Origin of the sequence: Conyzicola nivalis (assembly GCF_040548875.1) — a bacterium.
Classification (GTDB): Bacteria; Actinomycetota; Actinomycetes; order Actinomycetales; family Microbacteriaceae; genus Conyzicola; species Conyzicola nivalis_A.
The window spans coordinates 756,229-775,905 of the sequence record NZ_JBEPSJ010000001.1 but is presented as its reverse complement, the minus strand read 5'-3'; the positions used below and the strand labels follow the sequence as shown (position 1 = coordinate 775,905).

The 19,677-nt window shown below is 68.6% G+C and carries 19 protein-coding genes; 7 read left to right on the top strand and 12 right to left on the bottom strand.

The features are described 5' to 3' along the window. Positions 1-6 precede the first annotated feature (6 nt). The gene (locus ABIE21_RS03790) at positions 7-666 is read right to left on the bottom strand and encodes a nucleoside deaminase (protein ID WP_354023446.1); all 660 of its coding nucleotides are present in this window, start codon (positions 664-666) and stop codon (positions 7-9) included. A 177-nt stretch (positions 667-843) separates the two neighbouring features. On the opposite strand from ABIE21_RS03790, the gene ABIE21_RS03785 reads away from it, so the two are divergent. Continuing rightward, positions 844-1,518 (top strand): Pr6Pr family membrane protein, encoded by a 675-nt coding sequence (locus ABIE21_RS03785; RefSeq protein WP_354023445.1) that lies wholly within the window; start codon positions 844-846, stop codon positions 1,516-1,518. Here the strand turns inward: ABIE21_RS03785 and ABIE21_RS03780 are convergent. The 3 genes from ABIE21_RS03780 to ABIE21_RS03770 all read right to left on the bottom strand — a co-directional run bounded on the left by ABIE21_RS03780 (position 1,475) and on the right by ABIE21_RS03770 (position 4,966). Continuing rightward, on the bottom strand, positions 1,475-2,869 hold the full coding sequence (locus ABIE21_RS03780) for a flavin monoamine oxidase family protein (protein WP_354023444.1): 1,395 nt from the start codon (positions 2,867-2,869) through the stop codon (positions 1,475-1,477). The two genes, ABIE21_RS03785 and ABIE21_RS03780, sit on opposite strands and share 44 nt — an antisense overlap. Before the next feature lie 27 nt (positions 2,870-2,896). Next, positions 2,897-4,204 (bottom strand): maltokinase N-terminal cap-like domain-containing protein, encoded by a 1,308-nt coding sequence (locus ABIE21_RS03775; protein ID WP_354023443.1) that lies wholly within the window; start codon positions 4,202-4,204, stop codon positions 2,897-2,899. Between the two features lie 123 nt (positions 4,205-4,327). Continuing rightward, on the bottom strand, positions 4,328-4,966 hold the full coding sequence (locus ABIE21_RS03770; protein ID WP_354023442.1) for a DedA family protein: 639 nt from the start codon (positions 4,964-4,966) through the stop codon (positions 4,328-4,330). 111 nt (positions 4,967-5,077) lie between these two features. Here ABIE21_RS03770 and ABIE21_RS03765 point away from each other — a divergent pair, with 111 nt between their 5' ends. Further along, positions 5,078-5,425, top strand: coding sequence for a hypothetical protein (locus tag ABIE21_RS03765; RefSeq protein WP_354023441.1), 348 nt, complete (start codon positions 5,078-5,080; stop codon positions 5,423-5,425). Positions 5,426-5,461: 36 nt separating this feature from the next. Here ABIE21_RS03765 and ABIE21_RS03760 read toward each other — a convergent pair whose 3' ends face one another. After that, positions 5,462-5,686, bottom strand: a complete 225-nt coding sequence (locus ABIE21_RS03760; RefSeq protein WP_354023440.1) for a hypothetical protein — start codon at positions 5,684-5,686, stop codon at positions 5,462-5,464. Between the two features lie 260 nt (positions 5,687-5,946). Between ABIE21_RS03760 and ABIE21_RS03755 the strand changes: the two genes are divergently transcribed. Further along, positions 5,947-6,429, top strand: a complete 483-nt coding sequence (locus ABIE21_RS03755) for a MarR family winged helix-turn-helix transcriptional regulator (RefSeq protein ID WP_354023439.1) — start codon at positions 5,947-5,949, stop codon at positions 6,427-6,429. A 10-nt stretch (positions 6,430-6,439) separates the two neighbouring features. Here ABIE21_RS03755 and ABIE21_RS03750 read toward each other — a convergent pair whose 3' ends face one another. Further along, positions 6,440-8,557 (bottom strand): S9 family peptidase, encoded by a 2,118-nt coding sequence (locus ABIE21_RS03750; RefSeq protein ID WP_354023438.1) that lies wholly within the window; start codon positions 8,555-8,557, stop codon positions 6,440-6,442. Positions 8,558-8,702: 145 nt separating this feature from the next. Between ABIE21_RS03750 and ABIE21_RS03745 the strand changes: the two genes are divergently transcribed. After that, complete coding sequence (locus tag ABIE21_RS03745) at positions 8,703-9,902, top strand: GAF domain-containing protein (RefSeq protein WP_354023437.1); 1,200 nt, start codon at positions 8,703-8,705, stop codon at positions 9,900-9,902. On the opposite strand, the gene ABIE21_RS03740 is transcribed toward ABIE21_RS03745, so the two are convergent. Together ABIE21_RS03740 and ABIE21_RS03735 are read right to left on the bottom strand one after the other, a co-directional pair. Continuing rightward, on the bottom strand, positions 9,899-10,585 hold the full coding sequence (locus ABIE21_RS03740) for a Pr6Pr family membrane protein (RefSeq protein ID WP_354023436.1): 687 nt from the start codon (positions 10,583-10,585) through the stop codon (positions 9,899-9,901). The genes ABIE21_RS03745 and ABIE21_RS03740 overlap by 4 nt on opposite strands. A gap of 72 nt (positions 10,586-10,657) precedes the next feature. Then, on the bottom strand, positions 10,658-11,359 hold the full coding sequence (locus tag ABIE21_RS03735; RefSeq protein WP_354023435.1) for an HNH endonuclease family protein: 702 nt from the start codon (positions 11,357-11,359) through the stop codon (positions 10,658-10,660). A 190-nt stretch (positions 11,360-11,549) separates the two neighbouring features. Between ABIE21_RS03735 and ABIE21_RS03730 the strand changes: the two genes are divergently transcribed. After that, complete coding sequence (locus ABIE21_RS03730; protein WP_354023434.1) at positions 11,550-12,491, top strand: 3'-5' exonuclease; 942 nt, start codon at positions 11,550-11,552, stop codon at positions 12,489-12,491. Positions 12,492-12,497: 6 nt separating this feature from the next. Here the strand turns inward: ABIE21_RS03730 and ABIE21_RS03725 are convergent, their stop codons facing one another. Then, positions 12,498-12,764 carry a mycoredoxin gene (locus tag ABIE21_RS03725; protein ID WP_354023433.1) on the bottom strand — a complete coding sequence of 89 codons (267 nt, stop codon included), beginning with the start codon at positions 12,762-12,764 and terminating at the stop codon, positions 12,498-12,500. A 60-nt stretch (positions 12,765-12,824) separates the two neighbouring features. On the opposite strand from ABIE21_RS03725, the gene ABIE21_RS03720 reads away from it, so the two are divergent. Beyond that, positions 12,825-13,694, top strand: coding sequence for a DarT ssDNA thymidine ADP-ribosyltransferase family protein (locus tag ABIE21_RS03720; RefSeq protein ID WP_354023432.1), 870 nt, complete (start codon positions 12,825-12,827; stop codon positions 13,692-13,694). Between the two features lie 9 nt (positions 13,695-13,703). On the opposite strand, the gene ABIE21_RS03715 is transcribed toward ABIE21_RS03720, so the two are convergent. From ABIE21_RS03715 to ABIE21_RS03705, 3 genes are read right to left on the bottom strand one after another with little or no spacing between them, the layout of a single operon-like run. Beyond that, a complete protein-coding gene (locus tag ABIE21_RS03715; protein WP_354023431.1) occupies positions 13,704-15,029 on the bottom strand; it encodes a GNAT family N-acetyltransferase in 1,326 nt (441 codons plus the stop codon). A 36-nt stretch (positions 15,030-15,065) separates the two neighbouring features. Beyond that, positions 15,066-18,404, bottom strand: a complete 3,339-nt coding sequence (locus ABIE21_RS03710) for a DEAD/DEAH box helicase (RefSeq protein WP_354023430.1) — start codon at positions 18,402-18,404, stop codon at positions 15,066-15,068. A 50-nt stretch (positions 18,405-18,454) separates the two neighbouring features. After that, on the bottom strand, positions 18,455-18,781 hold the full coding sequence (locus tag ABIE21_RS03705) for a tryptophan synthase subunit alpha (protein WP_354023429.1): 327 nt from the start codon (positions 18,779-18,781) through the stop codon (positions 18,455-18,457). A 76-nt stretch (positions 18,782-18,857) separates the two neighbouring features. Here ABIE21_RS03705 and ABIE21_RS03700 point away from each other — a divergent pair, with 76 nt between their 5' ends. After that, complete coding sequence (locus tag ABIE21_RS03700; protein WP_354023428.1) at positions 18,858-19,673, top strand: SDR family oxidoreductase; 816 nt, start codon at positions 18,858-18,860, stop codon at positions 19,671-19,673. Positions 19,674-19,677 lie beyond the last annotated feature (4 nt).

The following is a 19,677-nucleotide window of genomic DNA, read 5'->3' as shown; positions in this document are numbered from 1 at the left end:
GTCGCGTCAGATTCGCGAGCCGGTGCCGCGGGCGTTGTAGACGATCGAGTTCGATTCGCCGTACGCGGTGTACACGGCGATCGCCTCGTCGCGCAGGATTCCGGTGGTGACGCTGATTCCTCGGCTCTCGAGCTCGGCGCGCCAGTCGGTCGGAGCCGGGCCCTCGTCGAAACCGGTGAGCTGCTCGAGTTCCGGGCCGTCACCCGGGATCACGAGGTGCTTGACTCCCGACCAGATGAGCGACCCGTAACACATGATGCAGGGACGCCAGTTGACGACCAGCTCGAGGTCCTGCTCTGCGGATGCGCCCAGATCCCACCGTCCCAGGCGTGTCTGGGCGAGGGACAGCGCCATGAACTCGGCGTGCCCTGCCGAGAGTCCGGAGCTGAGCACCACGTTGACGCCGATCGAGACCACGAGGTTCGTGGAGCGGTCGACCATGATCGCCGCGAAAGGACCGCCGTTGCCCTCACGGAAGTTGCGCGCCGCCAGGCTGTTGACAAGGGCCATCCGCTCCTCGTGGGTCGCAAGTGGAGCGGTGTGGCTGTCGAGTTCGCCCACCAACCACTCGGGGAGCTCTGCGTTCAGCGAAGTGGAGAAGGGGTGCGTCATGGGGTCTCCCGCGAGGATCGAGGTGGCGGCCGGTCGGTGCGCGTGAATCCGCACACTCCCGTCGAGTCTAGATTCCCGACATCGCGGGCGGAGACCGGCACGTTCCGCGGCCTGAGGCTGCGCCATCCACGCTATATTCATCGGATCTGGTGCACTGACGGCGGGCTCAGCACGCGGGTGGCGATTCGGGGGTCGAGTCATTCGTAGAATTGTGCGCGTGAAGGCTGCCGCGTGAATGTTCGAGTTGCCGTCGCCGGCGCTCGATTCGCATTCGCGCTCGTCGGTCTGGTCTCTCTCGTCGCCCGCTTCATCTGGGGGCTCGGCTCGGCGACCTTCACAGCCGGCAACTTCTTCGCCTACCTCACCATGCAGAGCAACATCGCGTTCATGGTCGTCTGCGTCGTCGGCTGCATCGTCGCTCTGCGCTCGGGGACGGACCCTCCCTGGCTCACGAACCTGCACGCGCTCGTGCTGACCTGGATCCTGGTCGCCGGCGTGGTCTTCGCGATCCTCGTGCAGCAGGCGGGCGCGCGCGGGTTCACGCTGGAGGTGCCGTGGTCGGACCAGGTGCTGCACTTCTGGCTGCCCGCCTTCGCGATCGTCGAATGGGCCGTGTCGACCGGTCGTGGCCGGGCGCAGTGGCGCATGCTGTTCGTGACGATCGGCTATCCCGTCGTGTGGGGTGTCATCACTCTCGTGCGCGGCGCGGTCGTCGGCTGGTACCCGTACTTCTTCCTCGACCCCGACCAGGTGCGCGACCCCGTCGAGTTCGTCTTCTATTCGACGTTCGCGCTCTCGACCTTCGCCGTCGTCGGCACCGGGGTGATCGCACTCACACGGGTCGCGCCGGTCGGCGAACGGTTCAGCTGGCGAACGGCGCCAGTGTCTCCCGGAGTGCTGCTGTGAGCTCGTCGTCGTTCAACAGCTCGAAACGTGTCGCGTCGTCCCCGCCCACGAGACCGACGAGCACCGGTTCGCCGGTCAGCGGCTCGAGGTTGAACCACGTCGTGACGAGGTCGTCCGTGCCGACGAGGTTCCAGATGACGGCGTCGGTGGTCCAGAACGGTTCGTCGAATCGCAGCCACACCGCGTCGACCGTGCCCATGCCGAGCGAGGCGATGGCCGTACGGTGCGAGAACGGGAGCAGCGGGTCGAAGTCGATGCCGTCGTGCTGCAGTACTCCGAGCGGCACGGTCACGATCGCGCGGTCGACCGACAGCGACTCCCCGGTGCCGAGTCTCAGGCTCACCCGTCTCTCGTTGTAGGAGACCCCGACGACGGTCGTCGAGAGAAAAGTCTCCACGCCTTCGAGCGACTCGGCGACGACCCGGGTCATGCCGCCCGTCACAAGCGTGGAGGGCTGGGTGTCGTCTACGGTGAACCAGCTCGACAGCTCAGAGCCGTCGGCGCCGTAGATCGTCGCCAGAGAGGCCAGATGCTGCAGGAGAAGCTCGTCGCCGAGCACCTCGCCCGACGAGTACTCGCTCGCGGTCTGCAGCGCGCCCGATTGGTCGAGGGAGTCGTCGAGGCTCTGATCGCGCTGCTGGCCCTGGGCCCACTGCAGCGCCGTCGACATCGCCGTGGAGCTCACCGGGTCGGAGTCCGTCTCACCCGTGGGCGACCGGAAGACCTGGGCGGCTCCGTCGAGGGAGACCGTAGAGACGTCGAGTTGCTCGAGGGCGGCGATCACGTCGCCGTCGGTCACGGGGGAGAGCCGCCACGCGCCGAGCTCGACGGGAAACGGCCAGTCCGTGGCGACGACGGTCGCGACGCGGCCTCCGACTCGCTTGCGCGCCTCGATGACGACGACGTCGAAGCCGCGCAGAGCGAGCACCCGTGCGGCCTCCGCTCCGGCGGCGCCCGCGCCGATGATCGCGATGCGCTCTGACGGGTCGCTCGCGGCCGTCACCTCGTCGGCCGCGCGATTGCCGGTGAGCTGGGCGCCGAGCACGGTCCCCGGGTTGGTGGTCGAGGTCGCCTCGCCCGCGAAGAACACCCGGTCGATGAGCGCTGAACCGAGGGCCTCACGGTGTTCCATCGTCGAGCCGACCGCCATGTAGCTGACCGACCCGCGCGCCAGGGTGTCGTCGCCCCAGGCACTGCGTTCCATTGCGGCCGGCGCAGGCACGAGCCCGGTGGTGGTCCGCGTCGGCGTCGGCGAGGGGTCGGGTTTCGGGTCTATCGTGCATGCCGTCAATACGAGCAGTGACACGCCGGACCCCGCGCCGATGAGGAAGGTGCGACGGGTGAATGACATCTCAGCGCCACTGTACCGCGAACGCGGCTAGGAGGCCGTGCTGGGGTCGAGCCTGCGCGCGACGAGCTGGTCGATTCCGCGGAGCGGGATGCGGAGCCACCCCGGACGGTTGCGAGCCTCGTAGACGGCCTCGTAGACGGCCTTGTCGAGTTCGAAGGCGTTGAGCAGCGGGCGGAACGACGCGAGGTCCGCGCCGGAGGCCGCGATATAGCCTTCGAGGAACGCCTCCCGAGCCGACGAGGCCCAGTCGTGCGGCACCCCGGGCGTCGAGCCCGCCGCGTAGTCGAACGATCGCAGCATCCCCGCGACATCCCGAAGCGGCACGTCGGGGCGGTCTCGCTCGTCCATGGGCCGAAGCGGCTCGCCCTCGAAGTCGACGAGGACCCAGCCCCGTTCGGGCACGAGCAGGGCCTGCCCCAGATGGAAGTCGCCATGGATGCGCTGCAGGCTCGGCCACCGACCGGCCTCCGCCTCGGCATAGATCGACGCGATGGCCTCGCGGTGTTCGAACAGCGCCGGGATCTCGCGGGTGGCCAGCGCGAGTCGGGAGGTCCACGATGCGACGAACGCGGCCACGTCGGCGGGCTCGGCGTCGCTCGTCGGCATGACCTCCGCGAGCGTCGCGTGCACGCGCGCTGTCTGCTCGCCGAGCGCGCGGGCGAGGGTCGAGAAGTCGTCGCCCGCCGAGGCGGACTTCAGCGCGACCTTCCAGCCGTCGTCGGCGCCGGCGAGAAACTCCTGGGCGAAGGCGAGATGGCCGGCCGCTCGTCCGCCGGGGCGTCCCACGTCGTCCCACTCGCTGCGGAGCTGGCCGACGTACTTGGGCACCGCGGTGGAACCGGCGAGGCTCAGTGCGGCGGGGAGGGTCACGTCGGGGTTGTCGCCGTGGTGCAGGGTACGGAAGACCTTGCAGATGACCGAGGGGACGCCGTCGATGTCGTAGATGATCGACGTGTTCGACTGCTCCGCGGCGAGCACCCGCGTGGCCGTGACCCGTGCCTCGTCTGCGAGCTCCGGCGCGAGCACACGCAGCAGGGCGCGGGGGAAGGCGGGGTCGTGGGGGCCGTCGAAGAGGTACGAGCCCTCGTCGTTGCGCCCGATGAGAAACGGCCGTTCCGACGGCTGCAGCTCGTCGCGCTCGACGACGGGCACCTGGTACAGGGTCGGCACGTGGCCCTCGTCGTCCATCACCAGCACTATCGAGACCCTGGCGGCGGGGTCGTCGCTGGGGATCACCTGCCGAGACAGTTCACGCAGCCGGGGGACATGCCCCTTGCCCGCGTACCACCGCTGTTGTGAAATCCAATCGCCAATGCACTCCAGCGTGTTACCCATGCCTCAACCACTACCTCCCGATGCAACCCCGTAGTTGCGGGCCGACCCTATAGGTCTACCTTGTCGAACCTGAGAACGCGAGGGCTTGCCAAGCACTGCGCTGTGGGCGAAGGTGCGATGCGCTCATGATTCGGCGATGTCGTCGGGCCGCTGTCGCATCGCCGACATCCGTTCGCTCGCCCTGTCGACGCAGAATCCCAGACCGAGTGCCACCACGACAGACACGGCGACGGCCAGCAGCGGATTTCCGCCGAACAACGCGCCGAAAAGCGCGCCGACACTCACCGTGTAGACCGACCAGCACGCCCCGGCCACCGCGGTCAGAGCGAGGAAGCGCGGGTAGTGAAACCGGCTGACGCCCGCGGTGAGGTTGACGGCGATTCGCCCGAAGGGCACAAAACGGGCGGTCAGCAGCACCGCGGCCGCACGCCGGTCGAGGGAGCGTTTCGCCCAGGCCGCCACCGCGGCGACGCGCCGCCGCCTCGCCCAGGCATGATGCTCGAACCGCACCGAGCGACCGAGCCAGTAGGTCAGGCTGTCGCCCGCCATCGCGGCGACCGCGGCGACAGGCACCAGCAACCGCACATCCGGCGACCCGGTCGAGAGGGCGAGTGCCCCGAGGGCGACCAGCACGGTCTCGCTCGGAACGACGACGAGAAAGGCGTCGAGCAGGGTGAGCAGAAACACCGCACCGTAGACCCACGGTGAGGTGGCCGCGGCGACCACGGCGGCGGTGACGGCATCCGGGTTCATCAGATCCATGCACCGCACTCTGCCGCGCGCCGGTTAACGCGCGGGGTCGGAACGATGGGGCGCGCGACCGGCGGAGTCAACCCTCTGTGCCCTGTCCACGCTCCGTCACACAGTGGTCACATGACAATCACCCTGAACTCCGACGCCCTGGACAAGGCCGAATCGCTCATCAGAGCCGGTCGTGTCGTGCGCGACGAACGAGACGACTGGAGCGAAGACGCGCCGAGCGCAGCCGATGAGAACGCCTTCATCGAGAAGCACGGCTACGCGGAATATGCGAAATGGCACCTGGGCGTCGACAAGTCGCAGGGCGAGGAGACGAAGGGGCGGTACAGCTTTCCCTTCGGCGACTTCAGCCGGCTGCATCGTTGCGCCATCATCTCGCTGGAGAGCAGGGCCGCACAGCACGACCACGACTCGATCGCGCGTGCCGCCAAGAAGCTCCTCGACCGGGTCGACGGCGAGTAGGCGGCGAATACTCGGCGGCGGAGAGTAGTCGACGGCTCAGTCGGGGAAGTCGCCCCAACGGCCCCACTCGGTCTCGCAGTCGACCCGGCGGCAGCGGTAGGCAGGACTGTCGTCGTCGAACGTGCAGCCACCGAGGGCGATGAGCCCCGCGAGCGCCGAATCGAACATCTCCGCGCTGGCGAACCCGTAGACGATCTCGAGGGGGTTGTCGGTTCCGCACTCAGGGCACGTCAGAGCGAGTAACTGCTGAGGGAGTCGCATTGCGGGTGGAACCTCCGGCTGTGGTCGAGGACGGGGCCGCACCGGCACGCGCCGATTTAGCTTCCCCCTTTCAATACTGTAACCCCAGACATCTCAGGGGGGAAGCATGGGGTTGCAGTCGCTTCCCGATGAATTTGCGTCGCAGTCCGGCGCCGGGGAAAAGGCTTGCTCGGCGGGCGCCGGTCCGCTCTCCGACCAGGTCGACATCGACCGCTCAACGGGCTTAGTTGTAGTGTCAACCAAGGCGGTAAACTCACGAGATGACCGAGACCCGATGGCTCACTCCCGAACAGCTCCGCGCCTGGAAGAAGTTCGTCGCGGTGGTGGAGATCCTTCCCGGAGTGCTCGACTCCCAGCTGCAGCGCGACGCCGAGGTCACGCACTTCGAGTACTTCACGATGGCGATGCTGTCGGAGGCGCCCGCCAGGACCCTGCGCATGACCTCGCTCGCCTCCGCGACGAACTCGACTCTCCCGCGCCTGTCGCACGTGGTGTCGAGGCTGGAGAAGCGCGGCTATGTCGACCGTGCTCCGTGCCCCGACGACCGGAGGGCCACCAACGCGACGCTCACCGAAGCGGGCTGGCAGAAGGTGGTCGCCACGGCTCCCGGACACGTCGAGACGGTGCGCGATAATGTGATCGACCCGCTGAGCGCCGCCGACATCGCCGATCTCGACCGGATCATGGGCGAGCTGCTGCGCACCCTCGACCCGGAGAACAGGTTTCGCGCGAACGACGAGTGACGGTTCGCGGTCAGGTCTTCGAGAGGCCGAGCACGTCGAGCACCCAGGCCAGTTCGAACGCCCGCTTACGCCATGACTCGTAACGCCCGCTCACCCCGCCGTGGCCCGCGCTCATCTCCGTCTTGAGAATGACGGATGCACCGACCTCACGAAGCCGCGCCACCCACTTCGCCGGCTCGACGTAGAGCACTCGCGTGTCGTTGATGCTCGTCACCGCGAGAATGCGCGGGTACTCGGTCTCCCGCACGTTCTCGTAGGGGGAGTATGACTTCATCAGCCGGTATACCTCGGCGTCGTGCAGAGGGTCGCCCCACTCGTCCCACTCGATCACCGTCAGCGGCAGGGAGGGATCGAGGATGCTCGTGAGGGGGTCGACGAAGGGCACGACGGCGAGAATGCCGGCGAACGCCTCGGGGGCCAGGTTGGCCACGGCGCCCATCAGGAGACCTCCGGCGCTGCCGCCCTCGGCGACGAGACGCTCGGAGCTCGTCACTCCGATGTCGGTCAGGTGGCCGGCCGCCGCGACGAAGTCGGTGAACGTGTTGCGCTTGGTGAGCGTCTTGCCCTGCTCGTACCAGTCGCGGCCCAGCTCGCCGCCGCCGCGCACGTGCGCCACGGCGAAGACGACACCGCGGTCGAGCAGGCTCAGGCGGGAGATGGTGAAACCGGGATCGATGCTGTGCTCGTAAGAGCCGTAGCCGTACAGCACCAGCGGCGACGGCGTGCCCGGGGAGACGAGGTCGCTGCGGTACACGAGCGAGATGGGGATGCGTGTGCCGTCGTCGGCGACCGCCCACTCTCGGCGTTGCACGAACAGCGCGGGGTCGTAGCCGCCGAGCACCGCCTGTTGCTTGAGCAGTCGAAGCTGGCCGGTGGCGACGTCGAGGTCGTTCACGGTAGACGGGGTGACGAAGCTCGCGTAGTGCAGGCGCACGGTCGGCTGGTTCCAGTCGGGGTTTCCGCCTGCTCCCACCGAGAACAGCTGCTCCGCGAAGGGGACCTCGACGAAGTCGGCGTCGGGCGCATCCAGCCGCAGCACGGCCACCCGGGGCAGCGCGTCGCGACGGTACTCGAGAACGAGGTGGCCCGCGAACGCGTCGACGCTCTCGATTCGGGTTCCGGTGCGGTGCGGAACGAGCGTGCGACCTGGGGACCGGGGGTCGTCGGCCGGGACATCCGTCACCTGGAAGTCGACGGCGCCGTCGTTGTGCACGACCAACAGGCGGTCCTCGCCGTCGATCACCGCGTGCTCGATCGAGTACTCGACCCCATCACGACGCGGCCAGACCACCCGGAACTCGCCCGTCGGATCCTGCGCGTCGAGGATGTGCGCCTCGCTGGTGATCTTGGAGCCCAGCTCGATCTCGATGAATCGTCGGCTGCGCATGAGCCCGACGCCCACCCAGTAGCGTTCGTCGGGTTCGTGGAAGACGGTGACGTCGGCGGAGGCGGGCGTGCCGACCTCGTGCCGCCAGACTGTGTCGGGACGCCAGGCGTCGTCGACCGTCGTGTAGAAGACGAAACGTCCCGAGGCGTCGAAGGTCGCTCCGGCCGACGTGCCGGGCACCTCGTCGACGAGGTTCTCGCCCGAGCGGAGGTCACGGAGACGCAGCGTGTAGCGCTCGTCGCCCTCGGTGTCGACGGCGTAGAGCAGGGTGTGCCCGTCGCCGCTGACGTCGAAGCTCCCGAGCGAGTAGAAGTCGAGACCGTCAGCCTCGGAATTGTCGTCGAGCAGCACCTGCTCGCCGGCGAGCTCGCCCGACGAGGCTCCGTCGGCGGTGGGGACGACCGGCGGAATCCAATCGTCGCCGCCCGCGATGGGCGCCCGGCAGTGGATACCGTACTGCTGGCCCTCTACGGTGCGGGTGTAGTACCACCAGTCGCCGTCGCGAACGGGGACGCTCAAGTCGGTCTCCTGGGTGCGCGACTGGATCTCGCCGAAGATCCGGTCGCGGAGTCCGGAGAGCTCGTCGGTCTGCGCGTCGGCGAAGGCGTTCTCGGCCTCGAGATGAGCCACCAGCTCGGGGGACTCCTTGTCGCGCATCCACTCGTAGTCGTCGATGAACACGTCGCCGTGGTGTCGGCGCTCGGTCGGTACCTTGCGGGCGATGGGAGGGGTGGGAGACATGGATTCAGGCTAGCCGCCGCCGCGCCGACACGCTCGACCGAGCAGGTCGAAGTGGCGCCCCGGCAGAGAGGCGGTCATACACTGATCTCTGGGTGCGGATGGAGCGCCCGCGTCAGGGCGCCCGAGGTCCTGCGAGGGGGTCCGAGTGTTGAAGCGCGCGGTACACGGTGTCGCCCGGCAGGGCGTGCGCATGTGGCTGTCGTCGACTGCGCTCACGCGCGCCATCATCCCGCAGCCGCCCGGGCTCGCCGCCGTGCACACCGGCGGAGCGAGCCCCGTCAAGGTCCTGTTGGCCGGCAGCGGTACCTCGATCGGATTCGGCGTGCTGTCACACGACCTGGCTCTCGCCGGGCATCTCGCCAGACAGGTGACCGCGATCACGGGACGCGCGGTCGACATGGACATCGTCGTCGACCGCGAGATGACGGCCGAGGTGCTGCTCGACGTGCTCACGCGACAGCCTCTCGAGCGATTCGACGCCGTGGTCCTCTCGCTCGGGCTCATCGAGACTCTGATGTTCCAGCCCGTCGACAGCTGGCGGTCGGATCTGGACGCGGTGTTGGACCTGGTCGGTGGCCGCGGGGGAGACACCCAGGAAGTGTTCATCATCGGTGTTCCGCCCTTGCCGGCGCTGCAGAAGTACCCTGTCGCGATCAACCTCCTGGGCGTGCGGCACGCGGCGTCACTCAACGACGTGAGCCGACAGGTCGCCGATTCGAGGGAGCGCACGACGTTTCTGCCCTTCGAGGCGACCAGTTCGGGCGAGACCGACAGGTTCCGCAGCTCGGCGACGTATTCACGGTGGGCCGAGCTGCTGTCGCAGACCGTGGCGTCGCGGCTCTCGCCGTCGGATCACGACCGCGAGCCGGGAGAGCCGGTGAACGAGGGCGCCCGTCAGGCCACTCTCGACTCGCTCCACATTCTGGATACCGCGCCCGAGGAACGGTTCGACCGCATCACCGCGACGGCTCGCGATCTTCTCGGCGCGGCGTCGGCCGCGATCACCTTCGTCGACCATGACCGCCACTGGTTCAAGTCGCGACTCGGCCTCGACCTCGATCAGGTGCCCCGGTTGAGTTCATTCTGCGAGGTGACAATCCAGCGACGAGAGCTTTTCACTGTCGAGGACGCCTCGAAGGACCCGCGCTTCGCACTCAACCCCGTGGTCGCGGGACCGCCGTTCCTGCGCTTCTACGCGGGGTATCCCGTCGAGGCGCCGAACGGTGTGCGGGTGGGCACGGTGTGTGTCTTCGATCCGCAACCCCGGGATTTCACCGAGGCCGACTCGGCCCTGCTGCGCGGTCTCGCACTCATGGTGCAGAACGAGCTGCGCAAGGCCGACTAGCCTGCTCGGTTGCGCATCCCGACACGGCTGATGCCGATGGCGAGTGCCGCGACTCCCACGATGAACGCCGAGATGGCCACGATGTACGCGAGCACGCTCACGGGTCCGGCCGGCGCGTCCGGCTCGAGAAACGGGTAGGGGTACCAGCGTCCGAGCACTCCACGCACGAGGGTGAAACCGAGCCAGACGAGCGGGAAGCCGACGGCCGTCCAGATCCGCTCCCACCCGAGTACGGCGCGTCCGGGAGCGACGACCCACTCGACGATCAGGAACACCGGTATCCAGACGTGCAGCACCTCGCCGGGCCAGGCGAGTCCGACGAAACCCTGGTCGGGAAGGCCGCGGAGAAGCACGTTGTACACGACGCAGGTCACCGTCGCATAGGCGACCGCCGACATCCTGACGGCCGTGAACAGCTCGGGGTCGCTCCGCCAGCGGAAGGCGAGCACGGCGCCCACGCCGAGCACGACCACGCTGATGAGGCTCGACTGCACCGTGAAGTAGCTGAAGTACCACTCCGGGACGAACGCGCCGTTCGCGACACGCTCGCTGATCTGGGTGATGATCGCCGCGAGCGCAGTAGCTGCCGCGGCGAGGCGCAGGAGTCCGAAGACCATGCGGGCGGGAGTTGCGGGCCTGCGGGTTCGGGTCGCGGCACGCGTCGGGTAAGACGTCGTTGTCATGGGGCAACTGTAGACACCGTGCGACGCCCGCGCCAATGACCAAAGTGCCGGTCAGGCAGCCTTCGCGGTCGGTTACGGGCAGTTCGCGAGCACGCGGGCTATTGCATCGTGCTCTGCCGGCGTCACCCAGAGCGAGTATGCGGACTTCACAGCGACCTGTCGCGACACATACGAGCATCGGAAGGCCGTGGAGGGCGGCAGCCAGGTGGCGGCGTCCCCGTCGCCCTTCGCGCTGTTGGTCGCCCCGTCGACCGCGAGCAGGTTCAGCGGGTCGTTGGCGAAGGCCACCCGACGCTCGGGGCCGATCTGCGCGGCACCCGTCTGCCACGCGTTCGACAGCGCGACCACGTGGTCGATCTGCACGAGGGCCGAGGTCTGCTCTCCGCGCTCGAATGCGATCGACCCGCCGGTGTACGGGTCGGCGAGAGTGCCGCTGACGACCCTGCAGGCTCCCTCGAGCGTCGCCGCCGCGAGATCGCGGGCCAGGATGTCGTTCCGTGTGTCGCATCCGTTGTGGTCTTCGTCCGTCCAGGGACTGCCGAACTGCCCCTCGCGGTCGTAGCCTGTCTTCGGCGAACGCCCCTTGACCGGGATGGCGGCCAGAGCGGCCAGGGTCTGCGCGGTCGTGGCGCTCGGAGAGGCGTCGGGGACGACGGGTGTCGGTGTCGCGGTCGCGGTCGCGGTCTCGGCGACCGTCGAGGGAGAACCCGGGACCGGGGTCTCGGCGAGCAATCCGCTGAGCAGGTAGAACGCGACGGCGAACACCACCAACACGGCGACGACGCGAGCGGGGACTGTGCGACTGGTACGGGTGTTGCGGGAGGGCACTGCTGTCCTTGCGTGTGTGTGGTGTCGGCGGGCGCGGGGAGCCCCGAGAACGATATCCCGTACCCCTGACGGGGGATACACCGCCGCGCCAGCATGTCATAGCCTCGCAGCTACATATCGTGCGGCTGGAGGACACGTGGCGTCTGGGTACGCGGTCGTCCATGTCGAGACGACCGGCCTGCTCGGCACCGGCCACGACCGCGTCATTGAGGTCTCCGTCGTGCACGTCGACTGCCGCGGGAGGATCACGGGGGAGTGGGACACCCTCGTCAATCCGGGGCGCGACCTGCGTGAACGCGAGGTGCGCCGCATCCGTGCGAGCGACGTACGGCTGGCGCCGACCTTTGCGCAGATCGCGCCCGAGCTGTGCGCGCTGCTCGAGGGCCGCGCCGTCGTGGCTCACAACGCCCGCTTCGTCGCTCGGTTCCTCGCGACCGAGTTCGACCTCGCGGGGTTGGAGACGCCGACCCCGCTGAGCAGGCCGCTCTGCACCGTCCACCTCGCGCGGCGTCACCTTCCCGGGGTGGGACGTTCGCTCGCGAACGCCGTCGGCGAGCGGCGCAGCAGGCCTCCGGCCGGTGCGTGGGCCGGCGCGGAACTCCTCGGTCGCCTCATCCGCGTCGCCCCGTTCGATCCGCAGTGGTCGCGTGCACTGGAGCGTGTGGATGCCTCGCCCTGGAGCATCCCGGCCCCGTCGGGTTTCTCCTGGGCGCCGCGGCCACCCGCCGGGCCGTTCCAGCAGGGTTCGCTGGCCCTCGTCGCCGATCGCCTCCCGGCCGTCGACGGCCCGATCGAGCACATCGACTACCTGGCTCTCGTCGACCGCGCCCTCGTCGACCGTGCGCTGTCGCCCACCGACGCTGCGGCGCTCCTCGAGACGGCACTCGCGCTGGGGATCGACTCCGGCACCCGACACCGCCTCAATCACGAGTATCTCGAACAGGTGGTCACCGTCGTGACGGCCGGTGGCGATCAGCCGACCGATGCCGAACGGCAGGACCTGGCCGCCGTCGCAGCTCTGCTCGACATCGCGGCGTCGTTCACGGTCTCCCAACCACAGCGGGCGCGCAGGGCGTAGCGGGTACTAGACCAGCCTCTGCTGCACCGCGGACACCGAAGGGTTGGTCGCGGTGGTGCCGTCGGGAAACACGACCGTCGGCACGGTCTGGTTGCCGCCGTTGACAGCGGCGACCAGCTCGGCCGTGCCCTCGACCTCTTCGATATTGACCTCGGTGTACGGCACGCCGGCCCGGTCGAGCTGCGACTTGAGGCGCGTGCAGTATCCGCACCACGTCGTGGAGAACATCACGACGGACCCGGGGGCGGGAAGAAACGGGGCGAGGGCAGACATCCGATCAGCTTAGAGGCGGTCTGGTGCGCACTGGGCGCAAAAGCCGCGTAACGTTGACAGGTGGACAGTTCCACGACGACGAAAGGTTTCCACTTGGGCGAGGAATGCATCCACGGACTCGATTATGGGCTCTGTGACGCCTGCTTCCCCAAGGCGGCTCCGGATGTCCCGGTCGCTGTGGTCTCGAAACCGCGAGTCACCCGGCCACGCGCCCAGTCGCTGACGGCCCCGCGTAAGCCCGCCCCGGCAGGTTCACTGCGCAACCCGCCCGTCGAGGTCGGCGACCAGCGCATCTACCACGTGACCCACGTGAGCAACCTCGCCGACATCCTCAGCACCGGCCGCCTCCTCGCCGACGCGAACGACACCTGGATCACCCGGCCCACCGTCGACATCTCCTCGGCAGAGACGCGCGAGTCGCGGCGCACCATCGTCGTCTCCGACGACACCGCCGCGAGCGTCGCCAGCTACGTTCCCTTCTTCCTCAGCCCGACGTCGAGTCTGTGGATCAGCGTTCGCGAGCACGCCGACGACCCGCGCCTGTCCGCCGCGATCCGGGAGACGATCCCCTCCGACTACGTGATCCTCGTCAGCAGCGTGGGCAGCGTCGTCGCGGCGCACGCGGCCGACGACGACGAGCGCGACGCCGCGATCGTCGTGACCGACGGAGACGCCGCCCACACGCTCACCCGCTTCGCCACCACCCGGGAGGCGGGCGACCGCGTGCTGCGCAAGCTCCGTGGCGAGGAGGAGTCGGTGCAGATCCTCGCCGCCGAGTACCTGGTGAAAGACGAATTCCCGATCGAGCTGGTGTCTCTCATCGGTGTGGCCAACGACCGCGCGCGGGACGCGGTGAAGGCGATCGTCAAGGCGTCGGCGTTCAGCACCCGCGTCGCGGTCTACCCGCCCTGGTTCATGCGGGCCGAGTGAGGCAGCGGCTCAGAACCAGATGCTGAGCCACGGCGTGACGGCCGAACGGAACGACGAGTCGAGAGCACTGGCCGAACCCTCGCGCAACTCGGTGATGCGGCCGGCGCGGGTCAGCGTCACCGCTGACACCCCGCCGAGGTAGAGCGCGCTCAGATCGTTGACACTGAGCGCCACGTTCGCCGCATCGTCGGGGATCTCGCCGACGAGCGGTTCGACCGTGGCCGAGCCGTCGTCGGCGATCTCGAGCAGGAAGTCGCCCGCGGCGAAACCGAGCGGGTCGGAGATCTGCAGGGCGATCCTGCCGTGCGCGCTGTAGCTGCGCGCCTCGAGCGCCGCCTTCACGTCGAGGATGCGCGTCCAGAGGTGGTCACGCTGCCGCGTCTTGCGTGCGGCACGGAAGTCGGCCACCTGCCAGGCGAACCCCTCGTCGACGGAACGCAGAGACGCGGTCACCTCGCCGACCAGGTCCATCTCGAGCAGGAAGCGCCAGAGTCCCGCGTAGGCGTCGTCGGTCGCCGAGGCCTGGAAGACGACGTCGAGCGTGTACCCGAAGATGTCGACGGGGTGCTCGGTGAGCTTGTAGACCGCGATGCCCTGCGCGACGCCTGCGACATCGTCGTAACGCACCACGCGCAGGTTCTTGGGCGCGTCCTTGTCGCCGGGCAGCAGACCGAGGATGCGCTTCCACAGCAGCGGCCACGTCTCGATCTGGCCGGGCGACGCGAGCCGCACCCGCTCGATCAGCGCCGGACCCTGCTCGACGGCCTCGGCGATGGTGAGAAACTGCACGCGTCCGTGCGGGGTGGGGCCTGACCACGTGGCTCGGCGGGCGTTGATCGTCCAATCGGCCGCCATCACCGCCGGCGCGAACCCGAAGCGGCCGTAGATGGTGGCCTCCGAGACGGTGAGCATCGCGAGCGGCACACCCAGCGAGTTCGCCGTGCGCAGCTCGGACTCGAGCAGGTTGCGGGCGATGCCACGGCGGCGGTGGGTGGGCGAGACTGTGACCGCACTGATCGCCCACGCGTCGACGGTCGTGTGCCCCGGCACGGTGAGCGGGGCGACCCAGGAGCTGACAGTGGCGACCGGCGCCGCTGCATCCGTCGTCGTCTCGTCCCACACGCCGGTCGTTCGCCGGTAGGCCAGACCGTCGACCCACGCGGCGATCTTCTCGACCGGCTCTGGTCCGTCGTGGAATCCACGCGATTCGGCCTGCAGCCAGCTGCCGAACAACTCGGCGTCGGCGGTGTCGACGACGTCGAGCACGAGGCCCTGGGTCGCGAGGGATTCGGCGGATTCTCGGTCTACGGGGGCGTTAACGTAATCGGTGCTCACCAATTCAGGGTACTGGAGCCCACCGACGCGCGCCGCCTACCCGTCTAGCAGGCCGCGGATGTCGTCGGCGGTGAGCGCCGAGCTGAACACGGCGTCGTCGTCCATGACGGCGTCGAACAGGCGCGCCTTCTTCTCTTTCAACGCCATGACCTTCTCCTCGATGGTGCCGGTGGCGACGAGTCGGTAGACCATCACGTTCTTGTCCTGGCCGATGCGGTGCGTGCGATCGATGGCCTGGGCCTCGGTCGCGGGGTTCCACCAGGGGTCGAGCATAAAGACGTAGTCGGCCTCGGTGAGGTTGAGTCCGAACCCGCCGGCCTTGAGACTGATGAGGAACAGCGGGGCGTCGCCCTGCTTGAACCGCTTGATCACGTCGGCGCGCTTCAGGGTCGAGCCGTCGAGGTACTCGTAGGCGATCCCTCGGGCGTCGAGTCGCGCCGCGGCCTTGCCGAGGAACTTGGTGAACTGGCTGAAGATGAGTGCACGGTGGCCCTCTGCCACCACGTCGTCGAGCTGCTCGAACAGGGCGTCGAGCTTGCTCGACGGCACGTCGCTGTACTGCTCGTCGACGAGTGAGGCGTCGAGGCTCAGCATGCGCAACAGGGTGAGCGACCGGAAGACGATGAACCGGTTCTTGTCCATGTCCTCGATGAGGCCGAGGAGCTTCTGCCGCTCGCGCTGCAGGAACGTGTCGTACAGCGTCTTGTGCCGCGGGGCCAGCTCGATCTGCAGCACCTGCTCCTGCTTGGCCGGCAGTTCGGTCGCAACGAGATCCTTGGTGCGTCGCATCATGAGGGGGCGGATGCGCCTCCGCAGTCGAGCGAGCAGTTCGCCCGCGCGCTCAGACTCGTCCGCTGCCGGTGAGGTGATGGGTTTCACATAGTCTTCGGTGAATCGCCGCCACGACGGGAAGAGCCCCGGAGCCACGATCTCGAACAGCGACCAGAGGTCCATGAGGCTGTTCTCCATGGGCGTGCCGGTGATCGCGAGCTTGAACGGAGCCTTCAGCTCGACGGCCGCCTGGTGCGCCTTCGACGCGGGGTTCTTCACGAACTGGGCTTCGTCGAGCACGAGTCCGCCCCAGCTCTGCTCCTGGTAGGCGGCGAAGTCGAGTCGGAAGAGCGCGTAGGAGGTCACGACGATGTCCGCCCCGCGGCTGTCGTCGGCGACGCTCGACCGGCTCTTCGCGTTCGTCGCGGTAATGCCGCGCACGACCAGGTTCGGGGTGAAGCGCTGCGCCTCGGTCACCCAGTTGGCGACGACCGAGGTCGGCGCGACGACGAGAAACGGGCCGTGAGCCGCCTCCGTTCCCTGAGCCGCCTCCGTTCCCTGAGCCTGTCGAAGGGTGCGCGCATACTCGACCAGCGCGAGCGTCTGCAGCGTCTTGCCGAGTCCCATGTCGTCGGCGAGCACTCCGCCGAGGCCGTGCCGCCAGAGAAACGCCAGCCAGTCGAAGCCCTCCTGCTGGTAGGGGCGGAGCGTGGCGGCGACTCCGGCGGGCAGCGGGGTCGGTTCGACGCCTGACGTTGTGTTGAGGCCCGCGGCGGTCGCCCGCCACGCCACCGCCTGCTCGGTCTCGTCGGCAAGGTCTTCGAACTCGGCCCAGAGACTCGCCTGGTAGCGGCTGATCTTGGGGGCGTCGGTCTCCCACTCGGCCAGCGCCGACGCCTCGATGATGAGACGGTGCAGCTCGGCGAACACGGGCTGGTCGAGCGACAGGTAGGAGTTGTCGACCAGCAGGAGCTTCTTGTGCCCCTTCGACAGTGCCGTGAACAGCGGGCCGAACGGCACCTTGCGCCCGTCGACGCTCACGAGAACGCCGAGGTCGAACCAGTCGCGCTTGTCGGTCTCTACGGTGGTGACGACGAGCGTCGGCGCCTCCGTCAGCTCCCGGTAGTCGGGGCGCTTGCCCTTGAGGTCGACCCGCACGCCCTCGAGCGACTCCAACCGCGGCAGCGTCTGCGTGCAGAATTCGGCCGCGTCGAGGCCGAGGAGCAGGGCGGCCTCCGGAGGGCCGTCGAGCACGGCGGTGACACGCGCGGTGGTCGCGGCCTCGACCGCGTGATCACCCGCCTCCTCCCACGTCCAGGCGAGGGCGAGCGACTGCTTCTTGCCGAAGGTCGCGGTGAGCACGAGCACCGGGGGTGACAACTGGGGGAGTGCGACCGACTCGTCGCCGGTCACCTCGATGGTGCGGCGAAGGGCCGGGTAGTACTCGGTGAGGAACTCGTCGACGTCGGACCCCGGGATCACGACCGTCGCGTCTCTGCCCAGGAGCGCGCGCTGTCTGCCGCTCAGCGGTTCTGCAACGGGTGCGACGGTGAAAACCGTCGGCGAGAACGTGGTCGTGTACACCCCGTGGTCGGCGATGGCGCCCGCCGATTCGGCCGTGTGACGGGAGCCGTCGATGGTGAGCACCGGTTTCAGCTGCAGATCGCCGTCGCGCACCGCCTCGAGATGAACCTCGGCCCGGCCGCCGACCCGCACCACGACGTCTTTCTTCGAGCCGATGAACTCGATGCCGATCGTCGCTGCCTCGCCGAGCATGCTCCAGAGCAACCCGCTGTGGAACTCGTCGAGGTAGATCCAGTCGGTGTCCTGCCCGGTGTAGACGTCGCGCGTCGTCGCACGGTACAACGCGACGAACTGCGCGAACCAGCGCTGGTGCTCGGCGTCGAGGGTGAGCCGGTTCGTCTGGAAACCGAGCGAGTTCCACGTCACGTTGCCGCGCACCCAGTTGCCGGCGCCGCTGCGGATCGCGGGGCGGACGCCGAGCCGGTACTCGACGCCCTCGACTCGGCTGGTGGCGGTCGTCGCGGTGGGCCCGCGCCAGCGGTCGCGGGTGCGCGGCGTCTGTTCGCGCAGTTCGAACTGCAGGGCGAGCGGAGACTCCGGCAGCGCGAACCCGGGGGCGGATGCCTGTGGCTGCGCTGTCAGGGCGCCGAGCGCCGACTTCCAGTCGGCCGGTTCTTGTGGGGCCGGGGTCGAGGGGATGTGGCGAGCGCTGACGAGCTCGCTCCCGCGCTGCACACCGGGGATCGCCGTCTCGGCACCGGTTCCGGCGGCGCGCAGGTGGATCGTGTTGCACTCGAGCAGCGTGGCCGCGACGTGTTTGCAGTCGGCGCCGACGAAGCACGAGCAGTTGCCGCTGACCGGCCGATGGTAGCCGTCACGGGCGGGCGCGAGCTCGATGTGACAGCGGTAGACGCTGTCGGCCGATCCGCGCACGGTGCTGCTGAGCAGTCCCGTCTCCTGGTCCCACTCGATCTCCGACACGGCGCCGTCGCGAGCGTACTCGCGCCCACGCTGGAACGACCCCTGACCGACCAGCCGGACCATGTCCCGCACGTCGACGAGGGGAGCGGCGTCTGGCATGCCCCCATCGTCCCACGCCGCGCCGACACGAAGCGTGCGCTGGGCCGCCGCTACCAGTACTGCCGGGCGAGCGGACCGTTGTCGCCGAGCAGCCGCCACACGGTCTTGGTGAGCCCGGGGTGCTCGAGCGCGATCTGCCGCAGCACCCGGTATTCACGGGTGGGCGACGGCTGGCGTCCGTCGTTCGCGTCGATGGCGTCGGCTCGAAGCAGGTAGACGACCAGCTCGTCGACGGTGGGCAGCTCTTCCATAAACGCCCACGGGTCTTCGCCGCTCAGCAACCGTTCTTCGACGATCGTGTCGAGCTCCTGATGCGCCTCGGCCCGAAGCACTTCGAGACTCGCCCGACCGCGGGGGATGTGGTTGTTCACGGCCATCGTTTAACCCTACGCGCAACCCCTTGCCGCCCGCGCACCGTGTCCACAGGCTCGGAGGTAAACCTCAGGAGGATCAATGTTCAACCGTCAGATCCGGGTCTTCGACCCTCGCTTCGCCATCGTCACCGGCTCCGATTCCGGCATCGGCCGCGAGACGGCGGTCGCTCTCGCCGAAGCGGGGATGGATGTCGGCATCACCTGGCACTCCGACGAGGAGGGCGCCGAGCAGACGGCCCGTCTCGTGCGCGGCGAGGGCCGACGAGCCGTCGTCACCCAGCTCGACACGAGCAACCTCGAGGCGTGCGGCGACGAGATCGACAACCTCGCGAAAGACCTGGGCGGCCTCGACGTCTTCGTCAACAACGCGGGCCTCGGTCAGCACACGCCGTTTCTCGAGCTGGGACTCGACGACTGGCGAGAGATCATCGCCACCGATCTCGACGGCGCGTTCGTCTGCATGCAGCGTGCCGCCCGAATCATGGTCGAGGCGGCGGCGGGTGGGCGGATCATCGCCGTCACCAGCGTGCACGAGCACCAGCCGCGCGTCGGGTCGAGCGCCTATGACGCCGCCAAACACGGACTGGGCGGCCTCGTGAAGTCGCTCGCACTCGAGCTGGGGCAGTTCGGCATCACGGCGAACTCCGTGGCGCCGGGCGAGATCTCCACACCGATGAACAACGCCGAGGCGGAGGACGCCGCGAAGACGCACCGCCCCGGTATCCCGATCGGCCGACCGGGCCACCCGCGGGAGATCGCCGACGTGATCGCGTTCCTCGCTTCGCCCAAGGCGAGCTACGTCACTGGCGCGTCATTCGTCGCCGACGGTGGAATGCTGCAGATGGGGCCCCAGGGCGGCTCGCACCTCACAACCGACGACTGGCGGGAGGGCTGAGTCT

Coding starts and splice junctions, on each gene's coding strand:
- ABIE21_RS03710 (WP_354023430.1), bottom strand. CDS start 18,404: ATGCCAGACGCCGCTCCCCTCGTCGACGTGCGGGACATGGTCCGGCTG.
- ABIE21_RS03700 (WP_354023428.1), top strand. CDS start 18,858: ATGTTCAACCGTCAGATCCGGGTCTTCGACCCTCGCTTCGCCATCGTC.
- ABIE21_RS03760 (WP_354023440.1), bottom strand. CDS start 5,686: ATGCGACTCCCTCAGCAGTTACTCGCTCTGACGTGCCCTGAGTGCGGA.
- ABIE21_RS03770 (WP_354023442.1), bottom strand. CDS start 4,966: ATGGATCTGATGAACCCGGATGCCGTCACCGCCGCCGTGGTCGCCGCG.
- ABIE21_RS03755 (WP_354023439.1), top strand. CDS start 5,947: ATGACCGAGACCCGATGGCTCACTCCCGAACAGCTCCGCGCCTGGAAG.
- ABIE21_RS03705 (WP_354023429.1), bottom strand. CDS start 18,781: ATGGCCGTGAACAACCACATCCCCCGCGGTCGGGCGAGTCTCGAAGTG.
- ABIE21_RS03740 (WP_354023436.1), bottom strand. CDS start 10,585: ATGACAACGACGTCTTACCCGACGCGTGCCGCGACCCGAACCCGCAGG.
- ABIE21_RS03780 (WP_354023444.1), bottom strand. CDS start 2,869: ATGTCATTCACCCGTCGCACCTTCCTCATCGGCGCGGGGTCCGGCGTG.
- ABIE21_RS03775 (WP_354023443.1), bottom strand. CDS start 4,204: ATGGGTAACACGCTGGAGTGCATTGGCGATTGGATTTCACAACAGCGG.
- ABIE21_RS03725 (WP_354023433.1), bottom strand. CDS start 12,764: ATGTCTGCCCTCGCCCCGTTTCTTCCCGCCCCCGGGTCCGTCGTGATG.
- ABIE21_RS03750 (WP_354023438.1), bottom strand. CDS start 8,557: ATGTCTCCCACCCCTCCCATCGCCCGCAAGGTACCGACCGAGCGCCGA.
- ABIE21_RS03765 (WP_354023441.1), top strand. CDS start 5,078: ATGACAATCACCCTGAACTCCGACGCCCTGGACAAGGCCGAATCGCTC.